Source organism: Neobacillus pocheonensis (assembly GCF_050477905.1).
Taxonomy (GTDB): Bacteria; Bacillota; Bacilli; order Bacillales; family Cytobacillaceae; genus Neobacillus; species Neobacillus pocheonensis_A.
Map to the genome: position 1 here is coordinate 21,042 of NZ_JBCNAD010000042.1, position 21,039 is coordinate 42,080.

The 21,039-nt window shown below is 38.6% G+C and carries 18 protein-coding genes and 1 pseudogene; 15 read left to right on the forward strand and 4 right to left on the reverse strand.

Translation table 11 applies throughout. From position 1 onward, the window contains the following. Position 1 precedes the first annotated feature (1 nt). On the reverse strand, positions 2 to 400 hold the full coding sequence (locus tag ABES02_RS22465; RefSeq protein WP_430139796.1) for a (deoxy)nucleoside triphosphate pyrophosphohydrolase: 399 nt from the start codon (positions 398 to 400) through the stop codon (positions 2 to 4). Positions 401 to 651: 251 nt separating this feature from the next. Here ABES02_RS22465 and ABES02_RS22470 point away from each other — a divergent pair, with 251 nt between their 5' ends. After that, the gene (locus ABES02_RS22470; protein ID WP_430139798.1) at positions 652 to 846 is read left to right on the forward strand and encodes a DUF2187 family protein; all 195 of its coding nucleotides are present in this window, start codon (positions 652 to 654) and stop codon (positions 844 to 846) included. A gap of 523 nt (positions 847 to 1,369) precedes the next feature. Here the strand turns inward: ABES02_RS22470 and ABES02_RS22475 are convergent. Then, positions 1,370 to 1,534: a hypothetical protein gene (locus ABES02_RS22475; protein ID WP_430139800.1), complete on the reverse strand. Its 165-nt coding sequence runs from the start codon at positions 1,532 to 1,534 to the stop codon at positions 1,370 to 1,372. A 333-nt stretch (positions 1,535 to 1,867) separates the two neighbouring features. Between ABES02_RS22475 and ABES02_RS22480 the strand changes: the two genes are divergently transcribed. The 8 genes from ABES02_RS22480 (at position 1,868) to ABES02_RS22515 (ending at position 9,658) form a co-directional block, all read left to right on the forward strand. Continuing rightward, entirely contained in the window at positions 1,868 to 2,317 is a 450-nt protein-coding gene (locus ABES02_RS22480) for a LysR family transcriptional regulator (RefSeq protein ID WP_430139802.1), read from the forward strand. Positions 2,318 to 2,402: 85 nt separating this feature from the next. Beyond that, the gene (locus tag ABES02_RS22485) at positions 2,403 to 2,774 is read left to right on the forward strand and encodes a LysR substrate-binding domain-containing protein (protein ID WP_430139804.1); all 372 of its coding nucleotides are present in this window, start codon (positions 2,403 to 2,405) and stop codon (positions 2,772 to 2,774) included. A 165-nt stretch (positions 2,775 to 2,939) separates the two neighbouring features. After that, on the forward strand, positions 2,940 to 3,191 hold the full coding sequence (locus tag ABES02_RS22490; RefSeq protein ID WP_430139806.1) for a hypothetical protein: 252 nt from the start codon (positions 2,940 to 2,942) through the stop codon (positions 3,189 to 3,191). After that, on the forward strand, positions 3,155 to 4,132 hold the full coding sequence (locus ABES02_RS22495; protein ID WP_430139808.1) for a M20 family metallopeptidase: 978 nt from the start codon (positions 3,155 to 3,157) through the stop codon (positions 4,130 to 4,132). Before ABES02_RS22490 ends, ABES02_RS22495 begins: the two co-directional genes overlap by 37 nt. A 51-nt stretch (positions 4,133 to 4,183) precedes the next feature. Continuing rightward, complete coding sequence (locus ABES02_RS22500; protein ID WP_430139810.1) at positions 4,184 to 5,614, forward strand: YfcC family protein; 1,431 nt, start codon at positions 4,184 to 4,186, stop codon at positions 5,612 to 5,614. 17 nt (positions 5,615 to 5,631) lie between these two features. Next, the gene (locus ABES02_RS22505; RefSeq protein WP_430139812.1) at positions 5,632 to 7,335 is read left to right on the forward strand and encodes a M28 family peptidase; all 1,704 of its coding nucleotides are present in this window, start codon (positions 5,632 to 5,634) and stop codon (positions 7,333 to 7,335) included. 1,151 nt (positions 7,336 to 8,486) lie between these two features. Beyond that, positions 8,487 to 9,338, forward strand: coding sequence for an ArdC family protein (locus ABES02_RS22510; protein WP_430139814.1), 852 nt, complete (start codon positions 8,487 to 8,489; stop codon positions 9,336 to 9,338). A 122-nt stretch (positions 9,339 to 9,460) separates the two neighbouring features. Beyond that, complete coding sequence (locus tag ABES02_RS22515; RefSeq protein WP_430139816.1) at positions 9,461 to 9,658, forward strand: hypothetical protein; 198 nt, start codon at positions 9,461 to 9,463, stop codon at positions 9,656 to 9,658. Positions 9,659 to 9,933: 275 nt separating this feature from the next. Here the strand turns inward: ABES02_RS22515 and ABES02_RS22520 are convergent, their stop codons facing one another. Together ABES02_RS22520 and ABES02_RS22525 are read right to left on the reverse strand one after the other, a co-directional pair. Beyond that, positions 9,934 to 11,358, reverse strand: coding sequence for a hypothetical protein (locus ABES02_RS22520; protein WP_430139818.1), 1,425 nt, complete (start codon positions 11,356 to 11,358; stop codon positions 9,934 to 9,936). A gap of 356 nt (positions 11,359 to 11,714) precedes the next feature. Continuing rightward, the gene (locus ABES02_RS22525) at positions 11,715 to 12,359 is read right to left on the reverse strand and encodes an HD domain-containing protein (protein WP_430139820.1); all 645 of its coding nucleotides are present in this window, start codon (positions 12,357 to 12,359) and stop codon (positions 11,715 to 11,717) included. A 326-nt stretch (positions 12,360 to 12,685) separates the two neighbouring features. Between ABES02_RS22525 and ABES02_RS22530 the strand changes: the two genes are divergently transcribed. The 6 genes and pseudogenes from ABES02_RS22530 (at position 12,686) to ABES02_RS22555 (ending at position 20,949) form a co-directional block, all read left to right on the forward strand. Then, positions 12,686 to 12,904, forward strand: a complete 219-nt coding sequence (locus ABES02_RS22530) for a hypothetical protein (RefSeq protein WP_430139822.1) — start codon at positions 12,686 to 12,688, stop codon at positions 12,902 to 12,904. 331 nt (positions 12,905 to 13,235) lie between these two features. Further along, on the forward strand, positions 13,236 to 14,267 hold the full coding sequence (locus tag ABES02_RS22535) for an N-acetylmuramoyl-L-alanine amidase (RefSeq protein ID WP_430139824.1): 1,032 nt from the start codon (positions 13,236 to 13,238) through the stop codon (positions 14,265 to 14,267). Between the two features lie 716 nt (positions 14,268 to 14,983). Continuing rightward, positions 14,984 to 15,055 (forward strand): annotated as a pseudogene (locus tag ABES02_RS22540) (putative holin-like toxin); the annotation flags it as partial. Between the two features lie 365 nt (positions 15,056 to 15,420). Next, positions 15,421 to 16,011 (forward strand): TlpA family protein disulfide reductase, encoded by a 591-nt coding sequence (locus tag ABES02_RS22545; RefSeq protein ID WP_430139826.1) that lies wholly within the window; start codon positions 15,421 to 15,423, stop codon positions 16,009 to 16,011. A 149-nt stretch (positions 16,012 to 16,160) separates the two neighbouring features. Next, positions 16,161 to 19,670 (forward strand): family 16 glycoside hydrolase, encoded by a 3,510-nt coding sequence (locus ABES02_RS22550; protein WP_430139828.1) that lies wholly within the window; start codon positions 16,161 to 16,163, stop codon positions 19,668 to 19,670. Between the two features lie 271 nt (positions 19,671 to 19,941). Then, positions 19,942 to 20,949, forward strand: coding sequence for an ABC transporter substrate-binding protein (locus ABES02_RS22555; protein ID WP_430139829.1), 1,008 nt, complete (start codon positions 19,942 to 19,944; stop codon positions 20,947 to 20,949). Positions 20,950 to 21,039 lie beyond the last annotated feature (90 nt).

Below are 21,039 nucleotides of genomic sequence, written 5' to 3' on the forward strand. Positions count from 1 at the left end.
ACTATTTTTCTTGGATTAATTGTTCCACTGCTGGAACATCCGCCGGCGCCCACTTGAGTGAGTCTAAGTTTTCTCTTTTTAACCAGATTAATTTTGAATGCTCACTTGGCGTTGGTGTTCCCTCGACTACTCTACATTTAATTGATATTAAATTGATAATAAATGTTTCGTATTCATGTGTGTTATCATTAAAAACTTCTTTGTACGTTTCGACTTTACAGTTTAGCTCTTCATCAATTTCTCTTTTGAGGGCAGAGAAAATGTCCTCATTTGCCTCTACTTTTCCTCCAGGAAACTCCCACATATTTGGAATCGACATTTCAGGAGATCTAAGAGCACACAGAATTTCTTGCTGATCGTTTTCGATAATTGCTGCAACAACTTTTACAAGCTTTTTCAAGTTAACCCTCCTTTTCTTATTACTAGCCATAATGATACCACTTATTGAGATTAAGTGCTTCGGTTCCATTATCAGTATTTAGAAACGTTGGAGATAGATAATGATTTTATTTGAATTAATTTTATTAGCGAATAAAGCTCATCAATAATTTTTTGTATACAATATTTTAAACCATCTCAATAAGATAAATTTAAACAACAACAAAAGTATTAAATCTAAGAAAAAAACGTTTTAGATTGGAGGGAAAAAAGATGATATTCAAGGCACAAAAGATAGCAAAATTGGGAGATTATATCCTTTTTAAGAATGGAATTAAAGGAATCGTGGAGAAGGTCAATGAAAATTCGGTCATTGTAAATATAACCAATAATAAAACGGAAGTGGAGTTTGAAGGAAACAGAACTGTTGTAGCACATAAAAATTACAAGGTTATTGATTGTGTATAAAGTGAAGTCTAAATACCTGATTTTTCAAGAACTTTTTGGCAATAACTCTAAAAAATGTAACCGTTTTCCATAGTGGTAAATAGCGGAGGGTATCCATGAGTGGCCGTCCTTTTATTTGATATAAGTGGGGCTGAAACCAGGGACAGATGTACATGTCTTTGTGGTGATAGACTTAACATCTTTCGTTAAATCATGTGGAAAATAAAGGATGAAAAATTTTAACAAAAACTTCTGACAAATGATGCGCTGTATAGTATAAATGACTATCCTGTTTTTATTAGGAATAGGATTAATCATTTAAGATTTTTAGAACGACATTTATTACGCCTTTAACTCTCTAAAATTCCGTTTAAAGATTTGAAATGATAAAGTGTTGAAATAATTAACCACTCATGGTAGATGATATCTTCTTTGTTTCTATTCCTCCCATTTAAAAGCCCTTCTCAGCTTGGGCATACATTCTCCACATTTTGCTGGAAGGGCTAAATTCATAACTAACACATACACTGAAAAAATTCAGCGTTTAATTCGTTATTTTAACTTCATTTTTATCGATTTCTTCCATTTGCTTTAATCTATTCTTTATGTGTTTGCTGAAAAAAAATAACATTACGATGAATAAAATTAGACATCCACCCATAATCGACAAGAAAAATTGCAACCAAGCATTGAGAACTGAAAGCTCCATCCAAATCCCCCTTGATTTAAAATGACTTGTCTTTAAATATTTCTATAAATGTAAAGAAATTCCTCCAGTTTAAGTGCAATAATGTAAAGGTTTGGCCTTTTTAAGATAAATATTTATTTGCCCATTACATAGGGATGGAAAAGAAATCATGATTTGCTTGATGTTAAAAAGATAGTATGCGTAGAGCCTCACCCGGATGATAATGAAGTGGGTGCGGCGGGCAAAGGGTGCCAAATTTCGAGAGAATTTGGCACCATCTGGGTATCTAGTAAAAATCATTCCTCTATGCTTAAATAGAATTGAATCTTTTAATCAGGCAGGTGATACAACCAAGTGGATGAGAAGGATTGTTTGCTGTTGAAGTACTTACAAAAGGATCAAAATTTAACAAAAGCAGCGGAGCAGCTATTTCTGACACAGCCAGCCCTAACGTATCGTATACGGCAAATTGAAAAGGAATTCAAAGTTGAAATCTTTTCTAAGAGCGGAAAGAATATAAAAATGACCCCTGCTGGTGAACATTTGGCTGAATATGCAAAAAGAATTCTGATCGATTTACGAAGGACCAAAGAATTTCTATTGAATATGGGAAGTGAACTTACCGGTAGTTTAAAAATAGGGGTTAATAGTCACTTTGGATTGTATAATCTTCCTTCGATTTTGAAGACTTATATGAATTCGTTTCCGAAAGTTCAATTGAATGTCGATACAGGGTTTAGTACAGAAATTATGGATTCACTTTTGGATGGACAAATTGATATTGCCATCGTGAGGGGATTATAACTGGTCAGATCAAAAATATCTTCTTAGCGAAGAAAATGTATGTATTATAGCCAATCAGAAGATTGATTTAGAGGAACTGCCCAAAATGCCGATGATTAACAGAAAAGAGCCCAAAGTCCTTCAAAAATATAAGACCAGCCCTTATAATCCATACGACCAAAGCATTGAATATTGGTGGAATGAAAGGTTTGTAGAACCGCCTTTGATTACCATGCAAGTAGATAGCTACGAGACTTGCAGGGAGATGGTGAAAAAGGGGCTCGGGTATTCCATCATTCCGAGTGTCTTTTTAAAAGATAGTGACCAATTACATTATGATCCTTTGATTTTTAAAAACGGACAGGAAATGAAAAGAAGAACATGGATGTATTACAGAGAAGCATCGATGAGTTTGGCAACGGTATCAGAGTTTGTTCATTATATAAAAAAAATATCCGAACAGGAAATAGTGAAGTAAAAGAGAACACGTGGTAGGTGATTCTCTTTTTTGTTTGTTGTGGGTAAAACCTATAAAAATTTTTTATAGCAATCTTAAAAAAGCTTAATTTTACTTATGATTCGGATGAAAGTAAAATAGCAATTAGTTCGAGATTATTCTGAATATTCAGGAGGTTTTGTGGTTGTGCATGTCGAGATAGTCCAAGAGAAAAAGGCACTTCTGGACGCTGTTGAGTCCATGGATGCTGAATTACGGGAATTAGCATTAAAAATTCACCGAAATCCGGAGGTTAGCTTTCATGAGTATCAGGCAGTGAACTGGTTGACAGAGCCGTTAGAAAATGCTGGATTTACCATTGAAAAAGGGATTGCTAATCTGGGAACCTCCTTTAGGGCAACATGGGAAGGGGAGCCCGGGGTCCAACTATTGCACTGATTGCTGAATATGATGCACTGGAAGGATTGGGGCATGGATGTGGCCATAATATCATCGGAACTTCTGCTGTTGGCGCAGCAATAGCGCTGAAGAAAGCGGTTCCACATTTAAAGGGGAAAATCGTTGTTTTGGGAACGCCAGCTGAAGAAGAAGGCGGAGGAAAAATCTTAATGGTGGAGGAGGGAATTTTCGATCAAGTCGATGTGGCCATGATGTGTCACCCACATAAGAGTACGATGGTTTTACGCGGGGGATTGGCCTGTGTGGATGCAACTTTTAAATATTACGGAAAGGCATCACACCCTGCAGCTAGCCCGGAAGAAGGTATAAGTGCATTGGATGCAGTCATTAATACCTTTGTAGCGGTCAACTCATTACGTCAGTTTTTCAACGACGATGTCAGAATTCATGGCATTATAACCAAGGGCGGTGAAGCCACTAATATAGTACCAGCATACTGTGAGGCTGAATTTTTATTAAGAGCAGAGACAGTGGAACAATTGGGGATTGTCCGTGAAAAGGTGTATAGAGCTGCACGAAATTCGGCAGAAGCAGTTGGAGCCAAAATGGAAATAGAAGAAGGCTTGATTTATGCTGAACGAAACAACAACCAGGCACTCGCTTTTTTATTTAAAGAGAATGTGGAACTTTTGGGTGAAGAAGTGTGCGAACCTCCTAAAAGGGGCGGAATTGGTTCTTCTGATATTGGAAATGTTGGACAGGTGACCGCTACCATTCATCCTTACATCAAAATTACGGATTCAGCGAATACCCATACTCCTGAATTTGTAGAGGCAGCCCGTTCAGAGAAAGGTATGACAGGTTTAAACAAAGCATCAAAGGCATTAGCGATGACAGCATATGATGTGTGTGTAAATGATGGTTACCTTCAAGCCATTCGCAGTGAATTTGAAGAATGGAAAAGAAACAAACAGCCATGAGAGTTTTAAAACAAGCTGTTTTTCCAAATAAACGGTAAAGGGTGAAAGAAATTGAAATTAAATAAAACGGCCCCATATGTACCAGTTGAAAAGCCTAAGGGAAAATTTTTCAAAATGCCACACACGTATGTCATCATTTTAAGTATGGTGTTAATTGCCGCGGCACTCACTTATTTACTGCCAGCAGGTGAATTTGATCGAGCGGAAAACAAAGCTACAGGAAATACCGTTGTAGTTCAGGATTCTTATCATCATGTTGATCAAAATCCAGTCAGTCTTATTGATATTCCATTATCGATTGTCAACGGGCTAGTTGACGCTGCTGATACGGTCTTTTTTATCTTTATTGTCGGTGGTGTATTCCAAATCATTAATTCTACTGGAACAATCGAAGCTGTGGCTGCAAGGGTTGGAAAGACTTTTATGAACCGAGGCCTTGTCATCATTCCCATTTTTTTATCCATCTTTTCAGTCGGCGGGTTTACCATCGGGATGTCAGCAGAAGTCATGGCGTTTGTGCCAATTGGAATTGCCATTGCAAGAGCGTTAGGTTATGATGCGGTGACTGGAACGGCCATGGTAATGCTGGGAGCTGCAGTTGGTTTTACTGCCGGCTTATTAAATCCTTTTAATGTTGGTATTGCACAATCGATTGCTGAAATTCCCATGTTTTCAGGAATGTGGTTACGCGCCATTATCTTAGTGGTTCTATTAATTGTCACGAGTCTTTATATTATTCGTTATGCGAAAAAGGTAAAAAAAGATCCAGCTTCCAGTATTGTCTTTGATCTTGAAAAAGAAGAAGGACACGAAAAGGTTAGTGTTATTTCCTTGCCGTCCATGAAGGTGACCCATTATTTGACGATAATCACCGTGTTGGCCGGGTTTGGTCTATTAATTTGGGGAGTATCGGAAAAAGGCTGGTGGATGCAAGAACTGGCTGCATTTTTCCTCGCTTTAGGAATTATTGTTGGTTTCTTATCAAAATATGGTCCTAGTAAAATTGCAAGTGAATTTGTGACGGGAGCGAAAGCCATTACCTTTGGTGCCTTTATTGTAGGATTGGCAAAAGGAATAGTGGTTGTGTTAGAGCAAGGACATGTCATTGATTCGGTTGTGAATGGGCTTGCGTTGATGGTTGACCACTTGCCAAGTTTTGTGCAAGTACTGGGCATGTACTTTTTCCAAACCATTATGAATGTCTTTATTACTTCGGGAACGGGACTCGCCGCAACGACCATGCCAATCATGGTTCCATTATCTGATTTAATTGATGTCACAAGACAAACGGCCGTTCTCGCTTATCAGCTAGGGGACGGACTATCCAATTGTATCCTGCCTACCTCAGCGATGTTAATGGGAAGCCTGGCCGTTTCTAAGATTAAATATCAAGAATGGGTAAAATTTTTCTGGCCTTTATTGTTAATGTGGGTTGTCATTGGTGCTTTTTTTGTCATCGTGGCAGATATTATTCAATATTGATAGAGGGATGAATGCCATTGAATGCTCAATTTGTGAAATATACAAAGTTACTTGATCTGATTGATAAAAATCTTTTATATCAGCATGCTGAGACTCTTTCCCAATGGGAACGGTTAACAGGGGAAGAAGAGGCTGAAAAAGCAGTTGATTATATTGTAGAAGAATTGCATAGGCATCATATTCAACATAATCGCTACCAATTCGATGGGTATTTCAGTGACCCCGTCCATGGACATGTTTCCGTCATTGCGCCTAAGCACCTGGATATTCGTGCAAAAACAAGATCGTTTGGTCTACATCTTCCACAAGGGATCAAGGGGAGAGTCATATACGACTGCGATAGTGAAAAGAAACGAAGTGTCAACGGACATGCTGATCGGTTTGAAAAAATGAAAGGAAAAATTGTTGTTAGCTGGAACTATTACGAGGATTATGTGAAAAAAATTGATAGCTCAGGAGCTATCGGTCTTATTCATATTTGGCCATCTAATGAAGTGGCCATCCATGAAGAAACCGTAGGCACTGTTTGGGGCACACCAACCATTGAAAACATTGATCAACTCACGAAAATTCCTGTTGTCGGAATTAACTATCATGATGGAATGCAGCTGATCGAACTTATACAGGAAGAATCCGTTACGGTGGTTTTGAAAACGGAGTTAAAAAATGGAATAAAACGTGTCAGTCTTCCGGTTGCCGATATACCAGGAGAGATAGACGAGTACATCCTCATTTCAGGCCATTATGATTCCTGGCATAAAGGGGCAACCGATAATGCGACTGCAAACGCTCTTATGCTGGAAATGGCAAGGATATTTTCTAAAAAACCATGTAAGCGAGGTATTAAATTTGCTTGGTGGCCTGGACATTCCAATGGCAGATATGCAGGATCTGCTTGGTATTGTGATCACTTTTGGCAAGAAATCAATGAGCGATGCGTGGCCCATATCAATATTGACTTTCCAGGCACAAAAGGTAATGTACAGGTGGTACCAAGATCGACATCCCTAGAGAATGCCCAATTTCTAAAGGATATTATTACTTCCTTTACAGAAAAAGAGCCATCTCGTTTTGAGTATCTCCCTCGGGGAGCGGACCAATCATTTTGGGGGACGAATATCCCCATTCATATCATGCTTAAATATGAACCCATCGAAGAGGAAAAAATTTATCAGACTCCAGGCGGCAACTGGTGGTGGCACACAGAGGAAGACCTGCTGGATAAAGTGGATTTCAATTTATTGTACAGAGACACAGGGATCCATCTCGGGTTTGTTGATGAATTAGCGAATCTAAATATCCTGCCGATAAACCTTATAGATTTTATTGCAAACAGCAGAAAGCTTATGTATGAATTGGACAAAAGTTCGGATGAGGCCTTCGATTTTACCACCGTTCATCAGTCTTTTAAAGATTTAGCAGAAGTGGTCCGAAAACTATTAGGAAAAGAAATTCTGGATGTTTACAGGTACAATAAACTATCGAAAAACATTGGTGGAACATTAAATAGACTTAAATTTTCCTATTCAAGTAAATATGATTACGATAATACCTTTCCGTTTCAACCGTACCCTTGCTTAGCAAAGGTGAAAGGCAAGTATCGAAGCCATACATCGCCTGATGAATTTCTTTTCACATTAACCTTTTTCGTTAGACAACGAAATCGAATAGTAAATGAAATAAAGGAAATCATTAAGGAAATTAATGGGTATTTAGTTTAGGAAAACCATAGGGGCGGTTCTCACGGCTATTTTGAACCAGAGGACCAGGGGGCTTTTACTGGGCTTTGAATAACAAATTATTGAAGGAAATATAAACGCCTGAAACTATACGATTTTTGAATGACAATAGGTAAAGGCAGGGCTGTTGCCAATGTCTAGGCTTATATTATACTTGGTTAATTTATTTGAAGATGGGTACCTTTGGCTGTTACAATACAAAACCATCCTTTCGAACTTTAAGGATGGTTTTGTATTAGTTTTACCAGGGTGTTAGGGGGAACCAAGGTATCTATATTATGGACAATATTTAGTGAAAAATTCATTTTCAAGACTATTCCCACTAGATACTATTACAGCTTTTGTTGTTTAGGAAGATAATTCTTCATGAATTATCATTACAGAATTTGGAGTACTAAGTCAAAAAAGGCTATTTTAAGAATAGTCACAGAAATTTTGGATATGCCTACATCTTCCTTTATTTTTTTGCCAATCATGCAGCCTTAAGGGTGCGATTTTTCTTCAGAAATCATGACGTTAAAATTTAAGGTTAAATGCATACATAAGGACTTTGGGCGGCAGCACTACGGACTGATCAGAAAGTAAAAGACACCTTTCTGTCATTCGTACATGTCGCTTCGGCATTAAATGGACAGATAACCACGGTCTTTACGGCTTACATTCCGTAGGTTCCTGTTCCATTTACGGCTAACGCCGCCATACCGAACGAGCCGAAAAGTAAGAAAATCAAAAGATGGAAAGATTAAAAGAATAATAGACAAAAAGGAGAGCAGCCGAAAGAAAGGCTGCTTTTATTGTTGATTTTTCCCTTTTGCCTTCCGAATCGTAAAACAGCGCAAGCTTTCTAACCTTCCAGCCGGCAGGACACCCGAACCTTTCCGGCTAGAAGCTAAGAAAGCTAGTCAATCGGTCAAGGGGCAAAAAACTTTTTTGCTTAGAGGCACTTTCGCAACAGCAAAAAACTTTTTGTGCTAAGAGCGCCCTTGACCCATTGTCTATGCGCGTTTTTCGTTCTACTTGCAAAAGGGGAAAAATCATCCCCCTTTGGGGAACTTACTCGCTTCGCAAGTCAAAAGGAAAAAGAAAATCTTAAAAAATCAAAAATTATTAGAAAATCCAAGGAGGAAAAGCAAATGACAAAAAGTGTTTATGAAATCATTACAGAAAAAATCATCGAAAAATTAGAAAAAGGTGTTGTACCGTGGCGCCAGTCATGGACCAATTCAAACGCGGTTAACTGGAAAACACAAAAGCCATATCGAGGAATCAATATTTTTCTAGTAGAACCTGGAGAATATGCTTCCCAAAAACAGATTTTAGAAGCTGGTGGACGCATCAAAAAAGAAGAACTAAAAAATTCTCATATCATTGTCTATTGGCTTTGGAAAGAGTCGGAGGACGATGAAACAAAGGAGAAAAAGACTTTTGCCAAACCCTTTTATTATCGAGTTTGGGAGATTAATAAACAGTGTACCGGCTTAGAGAGTAAAAGAAGGATTGAAGCCTTTGAACATGACCCGATAGAAAAGGCGGAGGAAATTTTTAAAGGATATATCGATTCTCCAGATTACACGTTTCATACAGGTAAGGCGGTTTATTATCCAACATGGGATCGAATCAATTGCCCTCCGATAAAAGATTTTAGGGTTCCAGAGGAATATTATTGCACTTTGTTTCACGAAATGACGCACAGCACCGGACATCAAAGCCGTTTAGCTCGACCGGGAATCACGACAGAAGGAGTTGCGTTTGGGGATGAAGTGTATTCCAAAGAGGAATTAGTCGCTGAAATGGGTGCGGCGATGTTGTGCGAAGTAGCCGGAATTGATAACAGCACTTTAGAAAATAGCGCTAGCTATATCAATTCATGGTTAAGAGCATTGAAAAAGGAAAGCCGTTTAGTCTTACAAGCAGCTGCTCAAGCACAGAAAGCTGCAGATTATATTTTAGGAGAAACAAAGGAACAACTAATAGACGAAAACTAAAAGGGATTGCAATTCATACCATCACAAGCAATCCTTTCACCGGCTGACAGGTCAGCCGGTGAAAGGATACATCGAACATGTCAAACTTAAACCAAAGATTTCTAATAAAAGGAGTGAAAGAAATGAAAGTTTTTCAAGTTATTTATTTTGCAAAAGGGCTTCAAAGGGTATCGATTGTGGTTGCCAAAAATGAAGAACAGGCAGAGAAAATGTTTTCTAAAGTATTTAATATGAAAGATCATTACGAACTATATACTATTCATGAATGTGAATTGAAAACTGAAAACATTATCCATACGGAAGTAATGGAAATTATTTGATATACATGATTCCTAATCCGTTTAATGGTATCGGGAATACATGTAAAAACACCTGATTATTGTAAACCGTACCGTCCGGAACGGAGCCGGTATTGTTTCACGGGTGGGGAAAAAAACATTCGTTTTTTCTTGATAAAAGCAGGCATCGAGCCTGCTTGAAGGGAAAAATTTACATTTTTCTAGAATAGACATTTTACTTGTGATTTATTGAAATAGAAAAGGGGCTCCAAAAAGTAGTCGAACACCTCTTTTTGGACATCCCCGTCTCACTTCAGTTATTGTTTATCCGTAGCAGTCCATAGAACCGCGGTCGGACTTTGGGCTGTTAAAACTTGTGTACCATGCCACTCCATCAAGGATGCTTGCGGTTGATAATCACTGTTCAGCATGAAGGCGCGATTGACATCTTTTACAGTGATTTGGTAATTCGCAGGTGGATTAATGGCATCGTTCGGATTGGAATCAAACGGAACAGCAATCGCTTGAATGCTCTCAATATCACTAGTGGTTGCTCCTGAAGGAAGTTCCACAGTGGTTGCTGCAGGGTTGTCACGTGTTATTGACCAATCCGGGACGTTATGATTGGAAATGTACAGTTTAGGATCTCCTTTCAATTTTACGCCAATCGCTGTTCCTACTCCTGCTGAACCATTCGCTGGTGAAGTTGTTTTGTTGAATTCAACATACAGGTAATTGCGTTGATCGGAAACTTCCTGCGTATCAGGGTTTGCAATTGATTCGATTTTTCCTTCACGAATCATTTCCTTTGCCATGACTTGATAGGACCATGGATTTTGATCCATTATGTATTCCCGAGTGCGATTGGAAGGAAGCTCTTGGGAAGCATTTAGGAAGAATCTGTATCCGCTCGTCGTATCTCCAGCCTTTACAGCACTAAAATTGTTATTGCTGGTAGATGTGTACATAAGAGGATGGTCTTGTTCCTTTAAACCGTCAAAATCAACTGTTCCGTGACCCGGTGACTGATACTTTTCCGAAATTACCTTTTGATTTGGATCCAATGTTACCCGATAAATCCACTCGATATCGGTTGTGCGGCCCCAACGTGCCATTAATGCCGGCGTATTTGTACCGCCATCCTCGTTTGAACAAATCACCGTATATTCAATGGTAATATTTCCATTTGCATCCTTGGATTGGGTATGATACATCATAAGCGGTACATCGGTATAATTATTCTCATAAGCGCCAGGGATATTTGGCAGATTGCGGCCATATAGGATAGGTGAATAACGGTAGGCTAGTGCATCCTCAGAATCAGAAGATACCACGTTTGTATCCATTTTTATAATATTGACCTGTTTCGCTCCTTCCGGAGACTTGTCCAGATTAAGGGAAGCCTTCAATGTATGAACACCCGGATCCACGTGTCCAAGAGCTACCTTGTAAGTGAACTTTTGTTGTCCCATAAAGAGAACAATATCCTGGTTGTATTTTCCATCTAATGTTAACTTGATGACCGCTGATTCCTGACCCTTCTTACTCCAATCCACACCCGGAGCAATTGCAGTTAAATCAAGCAGTGCTTCACCTGAGGATAAAACTGTAAATGTTTTCTCTACTTGTTTATTCTCGGATTGGACTTGCGGAATGGTCTCTGCCGCTACAAAGTTAAGCGGAATGGAGGCCAGAGAGATTGATAGAGCTAGTCCGACAGCTAATTTCCCTTTCTTTTTCATTATTTCCTCTCCTTTTTCATCATGAATTAACTACATAAATAAATATAATTATTTTCTATTAAATTCACATTATCTGTGAGTTAAGATTATGTGAAATAATGTAAAAATTATATTATTTTGGCATTTTAAATCAAAAAATAAGCCAAGAGAATCTTGACTTATAATCTATTTCATTAAGTTCAACTTCAAGTTAGAGCACTTACGGGGCTGTTCACTTATTTAATGGCTAAAACTGCCAATTAAATAGGTGCGGTGAACCGTATCATAAGTGATAGTAAATCGAATTTGTATTAGGATATCTCCAATAAAAAAGAACCGTGAGTACGAATATTTCGCAGTTCTTTTTGTGTGTTTCGTTATTCTAGACTTTTAGGTTTATAAATGTTACCGAGCCCCCACACTTTTTGAACGTCACCTTCTTGCATATCAACTGTTGCTTTGGTGATCATGTTGATTTTAGCATCAATATTATCAATCATGTGGCAAAGGTGAGCTTCTAAAGTAATCGGGTCAGCGGTACTTCCCCAGCCGTTGCTAAGAGGACCGTGATGACTTGAGATAATGTTCATTAATTCATAGACAACAGTAACTTCTTCTATAGAAACAGCTCGTTCATTTCGTATAGCCACTAACTTTCGGTCAATCATCTGGTTTACAATTTGAATATGCCCTAAGAATCTTCCGAAGACGGTGTATTCTGGAGCTGTAAAATTGCGAGACATCTCCACTATCTTCCCCATATCATGAAGCATAAGGGCAGCATACATTTTGCTCCGATTTACTAATTCACCATATTGGTCGCAAATGCTTTTACAGATCCGAAGAAGTGAAAGGGTATGGTAAGCAAGACCCGAACGAAAATTATGATGCATTTTCACTGCGGCTACATGGATCATGAAGTATTTCTTGTTTTCTTCGAACAATTCAGAAGTGATTTGGTTCAAGATAGAGATTTTGATTTCATCTATAAAACCACGGATTTCTTTCCATATATTTCTCATCAATCATATTTCAGACGGAAATAATTAAGAGTACACATATTAGATATGTCTAAAACGTGTGTCCTGTTATTATGAGGTTGGAAAATATTTCAAATACCCTTTATTTTGGCTGGAACACCGCCAACCTCTACACCAATGCCAGTGGCATAAGAAAAACGCTGAGCTATCAGCGCTTTCTTTTTTACTATTCCCTTATCATAACTGACTAAGTTCCGAAGCTACTATATTCAAAGAGGCTCGTATGTGAAACAGTGATCATTAGTCTACGGTCAGGTTATAAAGATACTGAAGGATTTCTTAAGAGGCTGATACAGTTTGGGGAATCGATGAATGTTGATGTAAAAATGAATGAACCTAATTGGGATAATCATTATTACCAAGGATTACAGTTCACAATAAAAACAACAATCCAAGGCAAGGAACACTTTATCGGCGATGGAGGTTTTGTTAACTGGACTCAAAAGTTGTTGGGTAGAAAGAAGGAGCGATTACTGATAAGTGCAATAGGTTTGGATAGACTGCTTTTTTTATTTAAACAAAGGTGATGTTAGTGTAACTTGAAAAACGAAACATTGGTAGGAATAATTGCAGTAATCTTGATCTGCCACAATCGGGCGCCATTCTTGAGGATTGGTGCTCATTTTTCATTTTAGGGCCATTTAATGGAATAAGATTACAAGCAAAACAGATTACGTGTGCTTGAGTTAAACAATGGGGGGTGGCAATCTTTTTTTATTGCAATGCCATGCAATCGTGTAGGGGGAACTGATGAATTTTGAATCTACATTCAAATATAAAAAGTTTTTAATAGATTATATTTTGATGGAAAACTGTCCATCCTAGTTTTGTAGTTTAAAAAGGATGGAGGTTACTAAAGTGATAACAACCCGTATGAAAAAAGTATTGGCTGTCCTAAGTGTTTTTGTACTATCACTCATATTTTTTATTCCCTTTCAAAGAGATCAAGCAGCTTATGCAAATACATTTTCTTCTGATGTAAATGCATTCAACAGTGAAAATATTAGAGCAACGGTAGAAGCCACGGTTTTACACGTTCGAGAGAATCCAAGTATATTTAGCAAAGTGATAGGCAGGCTAAAAATGGGGGGGAAAATAACTGTCCAAGAGGAGCAATCTGGATGGGCAAAAATGGTGTCTTCTTCTGGTATGCAGGGTTGGGTATCTGAATATTACATCGCTAAAGATGCATCTAGCGATGCACAACCTATTATTGAAGGTCCACCAACAATGGGGAAAATAGTTGCTTTCAACAAAAAGGGACAAACTCAATCGACAGAATCAAATAGTATTTCAGGTATTCAAACAACTGTTCCGTCCATTGCCAGAAATAGTAAGGGGCCCCTTCAAGGGAAAACAATTGTCCTTGATCCAGGTCATGGAGGAAAGGATGACGGAACAACAAGTATTGTCGGTACACATGAAAAATCATTAACTTTACCAACAGCTGAAGCAGTTAAACAAAAGCTTGAAAACGCAGGTGCCAATGTCATTATGACCCGGACGGACGATACTTATGTTCCTTTACAACAACGTGCAGATATCTCAAACCAAAATCATGCGGATGCTTTCATTAGTTTCCATTACAATTGGTCAAGCGACCCATCGGTAAATGGAATAACTGATTTTTACTATCAACAATCGGGTAACCCCTTAGCCTCGGATATTATAAATGAAGTAGTCCAGGCAACGGGATTAAATAACGATGGAACAAGATTCGATAACTTGAGTGTTTTACGCAGCAATTCACAACCAAGCACTCTGATTGAGCTTGGGTTCCTTTCCAATAGTAATGATGATTCGGTTGTCGAAAGTTCTGCTTACAGTGATAAAGTAGCTCAAGGCGTTTACCAAGGATTACTCGATTATTTTCAATCAAATAATAAGTGAACAGCCGGGAAAACAACACCCGGCTCTTATTTTGTTATTCAAAATTTTGTCTTTATTGGCAATTACTGTATAAATATTAGGAAATATGTGATTTTCTTTTGTAGGAATTTTTTGCGGCATCAACTTGCCTAGGCGATTCCAGCGAAATCCCTCCTAATTTAACTCTTTCAGTGTTTAGGTATGTAGACAAATTCTTAAAGGAAAGCCGGTCTCCAATTGGGTTTGGTAATAAAATGACTTTCAAAATTGATATAAAATAAAAAATTTCCTTAATTTAGGATGTTGGGAATTTGCATTCTAACGAATTTATCTTTTCTTTTATGTATAATCTCTTATCTAATTTCGTTACAGTCATTAAATTTTCTATATTAATATAATGTGTATTTAATATTAATAACGGCATATAAAATAAAATAATTTTAACATATATGTTGAAATATATGTTAAAAAACGTTCATGGTGTGGAAAATATAGGCTAAAAAAATTTTTTATTTTAGGGTCAAAGCCGTTTAGCACAGGCAAGTATCTATCTTGTCCCTGGTTTGAAAAAAAGTCGTAAGGGTTCCATTAGTAAGATTACCCCTGTTAGCTTATTCAAAAAATCAAACGTGTGGGCATCATTATTTATTTTTCTGAACCCTGGTATGGGACAAACATGGATCGGGGAAGGATAGGGGTAAGGAGGCGATTTATAAATGACATCTTTCGAGGTTTAGTCCTTGATGCTAAGTTTTGGCATGTTTGTAATCGCTGTTTTGAAATTTCACGATCACGATAAGAATTCTTAAACACGCTGTAAAGGCGTGTTATTTTTTTTCCCATATACATGGGGAAATTAGGTTTTTTTAAGAAATATTGTGTAGGGAAATCAGCTAAGATTTGTAAAAATTTGAAAGTTTTGCCGCGATGCTCATTAAGTGTGAATTGAGAGATTTTCCAAATAAGTAAATGAACTTGCCATGTATCCCTCGCCTTGACTTCAAAGGAGCTGCGCAGCAGCCTTTGGCAGCGAGCCGCTTTTTTTGCTGAAAATCACAAAAATTCTATGTTTTTTACAAATACATTCGCTATGAATCTATTTATGATAAATTTACGCTCTCATTTATATATTGATTGCGCAATCATTCTTGAGGAGGAAAAGGAAGGTTTTTTTATGAAGAAAAACATATGGCTAATTGCTGCCATCATACTCGTCATAACCTTTGCCACCCTCCAGGCGGTAAACACAGCAGCTCAAAGGGCAGATAAAGGTGAGGGCAAGAGTTTAGATGCAGAAGCTTTGGAAAAAATCGTAAATCATGCGGATTCTGGACAAATAACAAGATCATCAGGAGTGAAAGCACCACCATTTACATTAAAATCACTTGATGATTCCTATGTTTCAATTGGAGGTAAAAACGCTAAGCCGATTGTCTTGAATTTTTGGGCAAGCTGGTGTGATGCATGCTCAGTCGAAGCTTTGGAACTGAGAAAGCTCTATGAGCAGTATAAGGATCGAATTGACTTTTACGGAATTAATGTCACAACCGAAGAAAAGCCCGAAAATATTAATGCATTTATTACGAAAAACAATCTTCAGTACCCTGTTTTACTCGATGAGCATAAGCACGCTGCTGATCTTTACGAATTACATGCACTTCCTACAATGTTTTTAATCGACAAAGACGGCTACATCATTGATACGTTCCACATAGTAGATCCTCTTGAGTTAGAAGAGAAGATTGGTCGTCTTGCCAAGAGGTAAGCTATCTAATCTTTTGTTTAAATTTTTATAACATTCTAATCTTTCGAAGAGTGGTGATGAAACGTGAAACTCAATTCAAGAGAAAGGAGTAACGTATTACCAAAAAAAGTTGGGTTTATTTGAATAACATAAAAAGAGTGGTGAAACCGATGAAAGTCAAATTAACGATTGTTCAGCTTCTAATTCTGACTTTATTTGTATCGAGTGTTTTCCAGTATTCCGCTAAAGCGGCTGTGAGTAAAAAAATCCCCGATTATTTCTCGGATCATTTCGATAAAGCCATAATCAATGATAACTGGAATGTAATTGAAGGTCCTTGGGGCATTGATTCAGGAAAACTGACTGTAAGTAAAGGAGCTGGGTATAAAGCTATCGCCAACAATATCACGGTTCAAGATTTTACTTTGGAGACAGATCTCAGCCTCGCGGACAGGAACGGCGATGCAGGGATATTGTTTCGGGTAGATAGCGCTGGACCTGGTGTTGACAATGTAAAGGGCTACTATGTTGGTTTGACAGCAAATGGAACCGGGTCTGTGTTTTTGGGACGTATGAACAACAGTTGGAACGAATTGAAACGGTCTGCGGTTACTATAAATCCTAATACAGCTTATCATTTGAAGGTGTCAGCAGTAGGCAGCAAAATACAAGTCTATTTAAATGATGCATTGGTGCTTGAACAAATCGACAGCACCTATTCAAAAGGAAGTATCGGAGTTAGAATGTACAATTCCCTGCCAACTTATGATAATTTTATGGCCAGCACTGCTGATGGTAGCACTTTGTTCGAGGATAAGTTCGATATTGCTCAAGAACAGGCAATCGCATCATGGAATATCGTAGAGGGCAGTTGGAAATTACAATCAGGTGTTTTAATGGGTGATAAGGGTGAAAGCAATAACATTGTTGCTGAGGATATACAGTTGGAGGATATGACTTTGGAAGTCAATGTAAAACTTCCAGCTGATACAGGAACAGGAGATGCGGGTCTTCTTTTTGGAGTAAAGAATGATTCTTCGGAAGAGGACAATGTACGCGGCTATTATGCCGGAATTAGCGGCGATGGCACAGTGACTCTTAATCAATTGAAAAATAGCAAGCGGCAGGTTCTGAAATCATTGAAAGTGTTGGATAGTATTGATCCGAATAAGTTTTACCATCTGAAAGTCGTTACCAGTGGACAAAATATTAAAGTTTACGTTAATGATACGCACACTCCAGTCATGGAATATTCGGATAACCAACGTAGCCACTATGGTAAAGGTAGAGTTGGTTTGCAAGTTCACCAATCCCAGCCATCCTTTGATGATTTTATTGCAAGCGCGTATGTCGTACCTGACAAAACATTCAAAGAACCGGTTGCCAACAAAAATCCACTCGCCGAAACTCCTTTTACGCCCTTACCTCTCGGTTCGGTGGAGGCTAAAGGCTGGCTTCTCAAGCAGCTCGAGCTTCAACGCGACGGAGCTACCGGATATGCGGAGGATCTTTACAGCGAGCTGGGAACAAATGCAGCTTGGCTTGGTGGGACTGCTTCGGATTCTGATTGGGAACGCCCAGTTTATTATTTAAAAGGTTTGATAGCACTTGCCTATACATTAAAGGATGAGGAACTCATCGCCACTTCCCAAAAATGGATCAATGCCATTTTGGCGAGTCAACGTAAAGATGGTTCTTTCGGGCCGGTTAATAATGACGATTGGTGGCCTCGTATGGTCGCGCTTTATGCGATGAAAGATTATTACGAAGCCTCGGGTGATGCACGCGTTCTCCCATTTATGAGCAATTATTTTCAGTATCAAGCCGATCATTTACCGTCCCAGCCTTTAAAGGATTGGGGGAAAATAAGGGTTGGAGACAATATTGATACGGTCTTATGGCTGTACAACCGCACAGAGGACCCGTTCTTGTTGAATCTGGCAGATACACTAGCTGGCCAGGGTTATCCAATTTCAGACATATTTACAAATAATACGTTTCAGGATTTTGGAGATGATTTTCAACCTACCCATGCAGTCAATGTGAATGAAGCCATTAAAATGCCAGCCATTTACTACCAGCGTTCAAAATCGATTAGCGATCGTGATGCATTTGAGAAGGGAGTAAATAATTTATCCAACCATACCCAGATCACCGGGATGCCCTCAGGTACAGAAATGCTTGCAGGACTTTCATCCACTCAGGGAGTCGAACTTTGCGCCATTACGGAGCGGATGCAAAGTAATGAGGAAGCGGCGATGATTCTTGGCGATCCGCATATTGGAGATGATTTGGAAAAAATTGCTTTCAATTCGCTTCCTGGTGCTATGGATAAGGAAATCAAGAACCACCAATATTATTCCTTACCTAATCAAGTGGAGAGCAACTATGCAGATCATGGCTTTAAGCAAAATTATTCCAATGGAATGATGCCTTCGCCTACTTCCGGTTTTCCGTGCTGCCGTTTTAATATGCATATGGGCTGGCCGTATTTTGTGAAAAATATGTGGGCAGCATCAGCAGACGGAGGATTGGGTGTCATTGCCTACGGACCGAGCCAGGTTTCCGGTAAACTTAAAAAGGCAGACGTTACTATAAAAGAAACGACTAATTATCCGTTTGAAGATCAGATCAATTTTGACATAACCACTTCAAAAAATGTGGAGTTCCCACTGAAACTGCGTATTCCGGGATGGTCGGTTAATCCAACCGTAATGGTAAACGGAGAGCCTGTGGAGGCTGTGAAAGCTGGAGAGTATGTAAGTATCAACAGAAATTGGAAGAGCGGCGACAAAGTTCTACTTCAAGTTCCGATGAAACTGAAAATAACCGCATGGATCAATAATTCGATTGGAATTGAACGCGGTCCGCTAGTGTATTCATTGCAGATGAAGGAAAATTGGGAGGTTAAAGCTAAGCCAATTGCTGGATCGCCAGGATTCAATGCGTCTGCTCTAGGTTTCAATGAGTACAGTGTGAAGGCGGACAATCCATGGAATTACGGCTTGCTAATTGACCGGGAGCATCCGGAGAAATCCATTGAAGTAATTACCGGACCAATGCCGGAGAATCCTTTCGAGCAGGCTAAAACTCCAATAAAGCTGGTAGCCAAAGCGAAAAAAATTCCAACATGGGGCAAAAGAACCAATAATGTTGAAGCAGCTGAACCGCCAGTAGGTCCTATTCTCTCTACGGAGCCGACGGAAAATATTACACTGGTTCCTTACGGAGCGCAGAACCTGCGTATCACTTATTTCCCTGAAGTGACAGAAAGCTTGGCAGCTACAGGAGCGGCTAAATATGAAGCGGAACAAGCTGAAATATTCCATGCGGCTGTGAGAAAGAACGAACCCAATGCATCCGGAGGAAGTTATGTCGGCGGACTCGATTATGCTGATAGTTTTGTGAAGTTCAATCAAGTCGTTGTTCCTAAAGCGGGAATATATAACGTAGATATTTGGTTTGCCAACGGCCTAAACCCATCAATCGGCAAAATAATCGTCAATGGCGAAGTACACTCCTTGAAATATCAATCTACACAGGGTTGGGGACGCTTCATGGCCACCAAAATAGAGGTTCCTTTGAATAAAGGTACCAATACGATTACGTTCATGAAAGATCAAGGATTTTATGAATTGGATAATATTGTGGTTATGCCTGTACAAACGGAAGGACCTTAATAGACAAATCAGTCTGAAAATTAATACGGAGCAAAGAACCCAGTTGATTTTACTGGGTTCTTTGCATTGCTATAAAATGTGAATGTCCATACCTAAGTCTTAATTCGATATCCTTGAAATAGTCGGCGGCTCATTTTTTTCGAGTTCTGTGCGCACGAATGCTGCATTTTCGTGAAAGTCAAAAAATTATAAATAAGTGCTGTTTTTTTGTAAATACTTTTGTCCTGCTTTTTTGTACTTTTAAGATAGTTTAAAAAGGAGGAGTGAAGGAATGGTTACGTTGAAAAAAGCATCAATTAGTTTGCTAGTCTTTGTAATGGCATTATTTTTACTTGTTGCTTGTTCCAGTAATACGAATGGAAAGACGGAAGGATCTAGTGGCGGGGACAAAGGCAAGAAGATTGTAGTAGGTTTTTCCCAGATAGGTGCTGAGAGCGGCTGGAGAACGGCAGAAACAAAGTCTATTAAAGAAACACTTGGAAACAGTCCTGATTTTGAATTAAAATTTTCAGATGCCCAGCAAAAACAAGAAAATCAAATTAAGGCGATTAGAAACTTTATTGCACAAAAAGTAGATGTAATTGCTTTAGCTCCTGTTGTTGAAACGGGATGGGAAAGTATCTTGAAAAAAGCAAAGGATGCAAATATTCCGGTCATTCTTCTCGATCGCGGCATTAAAGTGAAAGACGAATCCTTGTATACAAGCTTTATTGGGTCGGATTTTATTCTTGAAGGAGAAAATGCCGCTAAAGAATTAATTAAATTAATCGGTGCTGATAATAAAGCGAATATTGTTGAACTTCAAGGGACAGTAGGAGCAAGTGCGGCGAACGACCGGAAAACAGGCTTTGCCAATGTCTTAAAGGATAATCCAAATTTCAAAATTATTAAGTCACAATCAGGTGATTTTACAAGAACTAAAGGAAAAGAAGTAATGGAAGCGTTTTTAAAATCCGATGGGAAGAACATTGATGCTGTATATGCTCATAATGATGATATGGCACTCGGTGCCATTCAGGCAATTGAGGAGTATGGCTTAAAACCAGGGGAAGATATTAAGGTAGTTTCTATTGATGGTGTTAAAGATGCATTTGAAGCAGCTGCTCATGGGAAAACAAATATTATTGTTGAATGTAATCCTTTACTTGGGCCACAGCTAGCTCAAGCTGTAAAGGATTTGAAAGCTGGGAAAGAAATTCCTAGATGGATTAAAACTGAAGAATCAGTATTTGTTGGAAAAGAAACTGCTGAAGATGCATTACCTTCAAGAAAGTATTAATTAGAAAATTATCACTACCCAAGAAAATATACACTTTAGTATCGGAATTGCTTGTTAAGCAGTTCCGATTTTACTATATTAAAAAGTTAT

Bases quoted from the DNA above. Each gene is read 5' to 3' on its own strand.
- ABES02_RS22470 (WP_430139798.1), top strand. From the start codon at position 652: ATGATATTCAAGGCACAAAAGATAGCAAAATTGGGAGATTATATCCTT.
- ABES02_RS22475 (WP_430139800.1), bottom strand. From the start codon at position 1,534: ATGGAGCTTTCAGTTCTCAATGCTTGGTTGCAATTTTTCTTGTCGATT.
- ABES02_RS22485 (WP_430139804.1), top strand. From the start codon at position 2,403: ATGCCGATGATTAACAGAAAAGAGCCCAAAGTCCTTCAAAAATATAAG.
- ABES02_RS22495 (WP_430139808.1), top strand. From the start codon at position 3,155: ATGGGAAGGGGAGCCCGGGGTCCAACTATTGCACTGATTGCTGAATAT.
- ABES02_RS22510 (WP_430139814.1), top strand. From the start codon at position 8,487: ATGACAAAAAGTGTTTATGAAATCATTACAGAAAAAATCATCGAAAAA.
- ABES02_RS22515 (WP_430139816.1), top strand. From the start codon at position 9,461: ATGAAAGTTTTTCAAGTTATTTATTTTGCAAAAGGGCTTCAAAGGGTA.
- ABES02_RS22520 (WP_430139818.1), bottom strand. From the start codon at position 11,358: ATGAAAAAGAAAGGGAAATTAGCTGTCGGACTAGCTCTATCAATCTCT.
- ABES02_RS22525 (WP_430139820.1), bottom strand. From the start codon at position 12,359: ATGAGAAATATATGGAAAGAAATCCGTGGTTTTATAGATGAAATCAAA.
- ABES02_RS22530 (WP_430139822.1), top strand. From the start codon at position 12,686: ATGAATGTTGATGTAAAAATGAATGAACCTAATTGGGATAATCATTAT.
- ABES02_RS22545 (WP_430139826.1), top strand. From the start codon at position 15,421: ATGAAGAAAAACATATGGCTAATTGCTGCCATCATACTCGTCATAACC.
- ABES02_RS22550 (WP_430139828.1), top strand. From the start codon at position 16,161: ATGAAAGTCAAATTAACGATTGTTCAGCTTCTAATTCTGACTTTATTT.
- ABES02_RS22555 (WP_430139829.1), top strand. From the start codon at position 19,942: ATGGTTACGTTGAAAAAAGCATCAATTAGTTTGCTAGTCTTTGTAATG.